Origin of the sequence: Streptomyces recifensis (genome assembly GCF_002154615.1) — a bacterium.
In the GTDB taxonomy this organism is placed as follows: Bacteria; Actinomycetota; Actinomycetes; order Streptomycetales; family Streptomycetaceae; genus Streptomyces; species Streptomyces griseoluteus.
In genome coordinates, this window is record NZ_MUNH01000329.1 from 1 (window position 1) to 5,721 (window position 5,721).

A 5,721-nucleotide genomic window follows, 5' to 3' on the forward strand; every position below is an offset into this window, starting at 1 on the left:
CCGCTCGCCGAGACCTTCGCGAACCTCAAGCTGCTGCACGCGGCCACGCCCGCGCACCCCGGCGAGCGGGAGTGGCTGCGCGTCCATCTGCCGGCCTACCGGGCCCGGTTGGCGGCGGACCCCGTCACCGCACGCCTGATCCGCGCCGGTCTCGGCCGTGGCTGGATCGCCGACTTCCTCACCCCCACCCCGCGCGACGGCGAGACCTTCGCCGAGGAGGTCGGCCGGGTGCGGGCCGCCCACCCCGCCGACGCCCGTGCCCACCTGCTGCTCTCCCTCGCCGGCCCGCTGCCCGCCGTACTGGAGCGGGACGACCTGCCCGAGCGGGCGGCCACGCTGCTGGAGTGGGTGTGGGAGGAGACGGTACGGCCGGACTGGGAGCGGCGGAGAAGGGTGCTGGAGGCGGACGTGCTGGCGCGGACCGCGCGGATGGGGCGGGGCGGCTGGGCCGGGGTGCTGGACTCGCTCCGGCCGGGCACGCGGTGGCTCGGCGAGAGCCGGTTCCAGGTCAACCTCCAGACCTACCCGCCCCGCGAGATCTCCGGCGCCGAACTCGTCCTCGTCCCGGTGACCCCGGCACGGCAGGGCTGGGTGGCGTGGGAGGGGCGGGAGCGGTACGCGGTGGTCTACCCGTGCGCCGGTGCCCTCGCCGGGCAGGCCGAGCGCCCGGTGCCCGCGAGCCTGGGCGCGCTGCTCGGGCCGGCCCGCGCGAGCGTGCTCACCCTGCTGGAGTCCCCCTTGAGCACCACCCAGCTCACCGCGCTGACCGGCCAGACGCTCGGCTCGGTCGGCCGCCATCTGAAGGTGCTGCGCGAGTCCGGCCTGATCACCCGCCGCCGCGCGGGCCGCTCGGTGCTGTACTCGCGCACGGCGGCCGGGGAGGTACTGGTGGAAGCCGGGCGGGCGGGGCCTGGCTAGGCTGCCCACCATGACGACCAGTGATCACACCTCCTCCCCCCTCGACGTCGAGATCGGTGCCCTTCAGGGCGGCTCCGCCGAGCTGGCCCGGTACGCCGGACAGGCCGTGCTCGTCGTGAACGTGGCCTCCAAGTGCGGCCTGACCCCGCAGTACACGGGCCTGGAGCGGCTCCAGGAGCGGTTCGGCGGACAGGGCTTCACCGTGCTCGGCGTGCCGTGCAACCAGTTCATGGGCCAGGAGCCCGGCTCCGCCGACGAGATCGCGGAGTTCTGCTCGGCGACGTACGGCGTGACCTTCCCGCTCACCGAGAAGGTCGACGTGAACGGCGAGGGCCGCCACCCCCTCTACGACCGCCTCACCGGCTTCGCCGACGCCGAGGGCCACACCGGCGACATCCGCTGGAACTTCGAGAAGTTCCTGGTCGGCCGCGACGGCCAGGTCGTCGCCCGCTTCGCCCCGCAGACCGAGCCGGAGTCGGCGGAGGTCGTCTCCGCGATCGAGGCACAGCTCGGTTGACCTTGCCCCTGGGGCAGACGGGAGCGTCCCTCGCACCGGGCGGAGCCGCCGCCCGGTGACGGAGGAAGGCCCCGTGAACCCTCAACCCCTGCTGACCATCGGCGCGTTCGCCGCCCGGTCCCGGCTCTCCCCGAAGGCACTGCGCCTGTACGACCGCCTCGGCCTGCTCACCCCGGCCGAGGTGGACGAGGCCAGCGGCTACCGGTACTACCGGGCCGATCAGGTGGAACGGGCCCGGCTGGTGGCCCTGCTACGGCAGTTGGACATGCCGCTGGCGCGGATCGCCGAGGTGGTCGAGGCCGGGGGCACTGCGGCGGCCGGGCTGCTGGACGCCTACTGGGCGGACGTGGAGGCCCGGATCGCCGGGCAGCGCGCTCTCGCCGCCTACCTCCGTGGACGACTGTCGGGAAGGACTTCCGAGATGGACGAGATGTTCGCGGTGGACGTGGTGGAGGTACCCGGGCAGGTGGTGCTCACCGAGTCCCGGCACACGCTGGCCGACGAGCTGCCCACCTGGATCGGCGCCTCTCTGGACCGGCTGGAGGCGGCCGCGCGGGACTGCGGAGGCGTGGCCGGGGCGCCGTACGTCGTCTACCACTCCGAGGTGTCGATGGAGAGCGACGGTCCCGCCGAGTCCTGCGTACCGGTGGCCGACGAGGCGGCGGCGCGGGCGTGGGCCGAGCGGCACGGCGCTCCGCGGGCCGTCCGGGTGCGAGTGGAGCCCGCCGGGCGGCTGGCGCGGACCCGGATCACCAAGGCGCAGGTGGCGCATCCGCAGATCCTGGCCGCTTTCGAGGCGGTGGAGCGGTGGGCCGCCGCCGAGGGGCTGACGGTGACCGGCCCCTGCCGCGAGGTGTACTTCGCCGACTGGGCGGCCGCCGGTCCCGGTGATCCGGTGTGCGACGTGTCGCTGCCCGTTCGCTGACGTGACGAAGCCCCCTCGGCAAGGACGGCGGGCCGGCCGAGAGGGCTTCGGGGTGGTGCGTGTGCTGTTGGTGAAGCATCGGTCAGGTGCTTCTACGCGTGGGGACCGGGGTCGGTCCGTTACGCCTTGACCGAGGCCACGAAGGCGTTCCACGCCGTGGCCGGGAAGGCCAGGACGGGCCCCGTGATGTCCTTGGAGTCGCGTACGGCGAGTTCGGCGGCGGTCGGCGACTTGACCTCGACGCAGGCGCCGTTGCCCGCGGAATAGGAGGACTTCATCCACGTCTCCGTCGCGCCCTGAATCAGTGCCATGTCCACTCCTGTTGCGAGTTGCGGTGGTGCGGTTCGCGCCAACCCATGCGAGCGATTGGCGTGATCGACGCTACCGGTCAACCCCCCTGCCCGCAGGAGCCGTTCACTCAAGCGGGTGGCATATTCCAAGCGAGCCGCCATCAGGGTGGGGCGACGGTGTACGATCCCTCGCCCCACGTACCGCAGCCCCGCGGGAACCCGGCCGGCGCCCTACTGGGCGAACCTCTTGGCCGCGTCCTGGATGAACTGCTGGGACCGCTCCACCGGGAGCGCCTGGGCCCGCAGGTGCTCGTACATCACGGCGTACTTCTGCACGTCCGGCGCCTTCTCCAGGTACAGGTCGCTGGTGACGCCCTCCAGGTAGACCACGCTGGAGTCGGCCGCGTCGGCGAACTCCAGGATGGCGTACTGGCCGTTGAGCCCGGGATGCGCACCGACCTCGAAGGGGAGCACCTGCACGGTGACGTGCGGGAGGCTGGACAGCTCGATCAGGTGCTCCAGCTGCTCGCGCATGATGAGCTTGCTGCCGACCACCCGGTGCAGCGCGGCCTCGTCCAGCACCACCCACAGGCGCAGCGGGTTGCTGTCGTCGGTGACCCGCTCCTGCCTGCGCATGCGGACCTTGACGCGCTTCTCGATCTCGGCCGTGGAGGTCTCCGGCAGCGCGCCGCGCACCAGCGCCTCGGCGTACGCGCGGGTCTGCAACAGGCCGGTGACCAGCTGGGGTTCGTACACCCGGAGCGACTGCGCGTCGGTCTCCAGACCGATGTACACGCTGTACGGGATGTCGCCGAAGGTGTGCCACCAGCCCTGCTGGCGGGAGTCGCGGGCCATCTCCATCAGCGAGTCGACCACCCTCTGGTCCTCTACCTCGTAGACCCCGCACAGATCCCGGACATCGCGCTGGCTGATGCTGCGGCGGCCGTTCTCCAGCCTGCTGATCTTCGACTGCGACACCAGCAGGCGGTCGGCGACCTCTTCGGCCGTCATGCCCTTGAGCTCACGGAGCTTGCGCAGCTCCTGGCCCAGCCGGCGCCGCCTGACGGTGGGATTCACATTGGACGCCACGGGATGCGCACCTCCGGCTGGCTGCCTGTATCTGACACTTTGTGTATCTGCTGTTGAGCAGACTGCCACCAAGGCGGTTTCCACCGCTGGGAAACGTCGGATATGCGGCGCCTGCCCGACAGTTCGGGGTACGCGCCGCCCGGCGGACTGGTATGGGGTGAAGCGGCGGAGCGGGGCGGGGGACCCCGTCGGTCCACCCGTCCCGCTCTTCAAGTCGCCTCCGGCCAAAGGGGGTTGCCCTCGGCCGGGCCGGTCAGTGTGCCGCCGCGCGGGCCATCGGGCCGTGATGCGGCTGCATCGGGACCCCGCGCGCGGGTTCCCCGGTCGTCCTGGCTCCCGGTCCGGCGGGCCGGCCGGCCGGAGCCTGCCCGCGCCTCGGCTGGGCGCCCACGCCGTTCTGGACGTCCATCACGGCGTGCGCGACCAGGCCGCCCATCGGGTCGTGCCGGATCAGGTCCCTGAGCCGGGAGCGGGACGAACGTCCCTCGTTCCCCGGGTACAGGTGCTTGCCCAGGCCGACCGCGTGGGCCAGCGCGGCGAGCGCGGCGGTCCGTGGGTCCGGTGGTACGCCGGTGCGGATCGCGGAGTCCAGCCTCCCGCGGATCTCCCGGCTGATGGTGGTGTCCGTCGCCTGGTACCGCGTGGTCGGCAGCACGCCGCACATCTGGCCCGGTACGGCGGCCACCATGCCGCACCTCTCCAGGTGCGACAGATAGGTCTGGCGCAGGCCCAGCCGGGGCCCGCCTATCCAATGGACGGCCCGTACCGGAGCGCCGCGCCTTCGCAGCAGCTCCAACGCGCAGTCCAGAGTCGGATCTCCTGTCGGCCGTGGCACCACCACGGCGATACGATCCCCGTCTGGGGCTATCCGTCCGGCCAGCGCCAGCTCCACTAGCTGCGCACCGGCCAGACCGAGGTCGAGCGACTGCGGCTGCGCAGTGGTACCCGTGGCCGGGTCCAGTGCGAGCATCAGAAGCTCTTCCGGAAGTGTTCTGCGGCTCCTGCCCATCCATGCCTCCCCGCGTGGATGAATGACAGGGTGACGCCTCTCACATTCATCTGTCGAGAGCGCCTGCCTGGTTCGTGGGGGAACCGGCAGGTATGTCGTTCTCGTCTGCCACTCCGGGCGAACCCCCACACAGGACACTGGTACATGGTTCGGACAGGGCGCGCGAGGGCGCGTGCGGCGCATCAAGGAGGCATCGGTGGCGGGCGAGTCCCCCGACAGGTCGAAGCAGCACGAAGACTCCGTCGGTTCAGCGGGTTCCGTGGAGGACGAGGAACTCCGCGAGGCGGTCTCGGCGTGGGTACGGCCTCCCTCCGGGGGTTCGGCGAAGGGCAAGCCCGCTGTTTCCGGGGCGGGTTCGGCCGGCACGGGGAAGCTTTCCGACCGGTCGGGGAAGGGTGCCGCGGAGGAAGGTTCCGGCACCGCCGAGAGCGCCGGGAGCGTCGCCGCCGCCGTACCTGACGACACGTTCAAGGACTCCCGCGAGGCCGGCTCCGCCGAGGGGGCGGAGAAGGGCGCCGTCGAGGAGGACGCCTCCGGCGCTGCCGACGACTCCGGCAAGGGCACCGGCACTCCGGCGGCCGTGGACTCCGGGACGGATGCCTCCGCACCCGCCGCCGAGGGTGACCCGGAATCCGCCGCCGAGGACGCGGGCAAGGCCGACGCCGAGGGCCCCGCCGTCCCGGCTGCCGAGGCCGCCGAGACCGACGGCTCCCCCGAGAGCGACTCCGAGGCCGGCCCCGGGAGCGTGGACAAGGCCCCTGCCGCCCTGGACGCCAAGGACACCCCCGACTCCGCCAAAGACGGCGACAGCACCTCCGGCTCCGCCTCCAAGGACGCGGGCAAGGCGGGCGCCACCCCCGCCGCCGCGAAGGACGACGCCGAGCCGGCCGACGAGGACGACGCCGAGGACGCCGGGAAGGCCGCCTCCGGCTCCGCCGACGACTCCGGTGCGGCCACCGGCACCCCGGCCCCC

7 protein-coding genes are annotated in these 5,721 nt (G+C 72.7%); 4 read left to right on the plus strand and 3 right to left on the minus strand.

Translation table 11 applies throughout. From position 1 onward, the window contains the following. The 3 genes from CCN33_RS18115 to CCN33_RS18125 all read left to right on the plus strand — a co-directional run. Nucleotides 1-918, plus strand: a 918-nt coding sequence (locus CCN33_RS18115; protein ID WP_107483958.1) for a winged helix-turn-helix domain-containing protein, incomplete at its 5' end; no start/stop codon positions are given. Between the two features lie 10 nt (nucleotides 919-928). Beyond that, the gene (locus CCN33_RS18120; protein ID WP_086694628.1) at nucleotides 929-1,435 is read left to right on the plus strand and encodes a glutathione peroxidase; all 507 of its coding nucleotides are present in this window, start codon (nucleotides 929-931) and stop codon (nucleotides 1,433-1,435) included. Nucleotides 1,436-1,508: 73 nt separating this feature from the next. Further along, nucleotides 1,509-2,360 (plus strand): MerR family transcriptional regulator, encoded by an 852-nt coding sequence (locus CCN33_RS18125; RefSeq protein ID WP_401085513.1) that lies wholly within the window; start codon nucleotides 1,509-1,511, stop codon nucleotides 2,358-2,360. Between the two features lie 119 nt (nucleotides 2,361-2,479). Here the strand turns inward: CCN33_RS18125 and CCN33_RS18130 are convergent, their stop codons facing one another. The 3 genes from CCN33_RS18130 to CCN33_RS18140 all read right to left on the minus strand — a co-directional run bounded on the left by CCN33_RS18130 (nucleotide 2,480) and on the right by CCN33_RS18140 (nucleotide 4,748). Continuing rightward, nucleotides 2,480-2,671 (minus strand): DUF397 domain-containing protein, encoded by a 192-nt coding sequence (locus CCN33_RS18130; RefSeq protein ID WP_086694630.1) that lies wholly within the window; start codon nucleotides 2,669-2,671, stop codon nucleotides 2,480-2,482. A gap of 210 nt (nucleotides 2,672-2,881) precedes the next feature. Further along, on the minus strand, nucleotides 2,882-3,739 hold the full coding sequence (locus CCN33_RS18135; protein ID WP_086694631.1) for a helix-turn-helix domain-containing protein: 858 nt from the start codon (nucleotides 3,737-3,739) through the stop codon (nucleotides 2,882-2,884). A gap of 253 nt (nucleotides 3,740-3,992) precedes the next feature. Continuing rightward, nucleotides 3,993-4,748 carry a GOLPH3/VPS74 family protein gene (locus CCN33_RS18140; protein WP_086694632.1) on the minus strand — a complete coding sequence of 252 codons (756 nt, stop codon included), beginning with the start codon at nucleotides 4,746-4,748 and terminating at the stop codon, nucleotides 3,993-3,995. Between the two features lie 196 nt (nucleotides 4,749-4,944). On the opposite strand from CCN33_RS18140, the gene CCN33_RS18145 reads away from it, so the two are divergent. Next, nucleotides 4,945-5,721: prolipoprotein diacylglyceryl transferase (locus CCN33_RS18145; protein ID WP_483027246.1), on the plus strand; the 777-nt coding region annotated here is incomplete at its 3' end.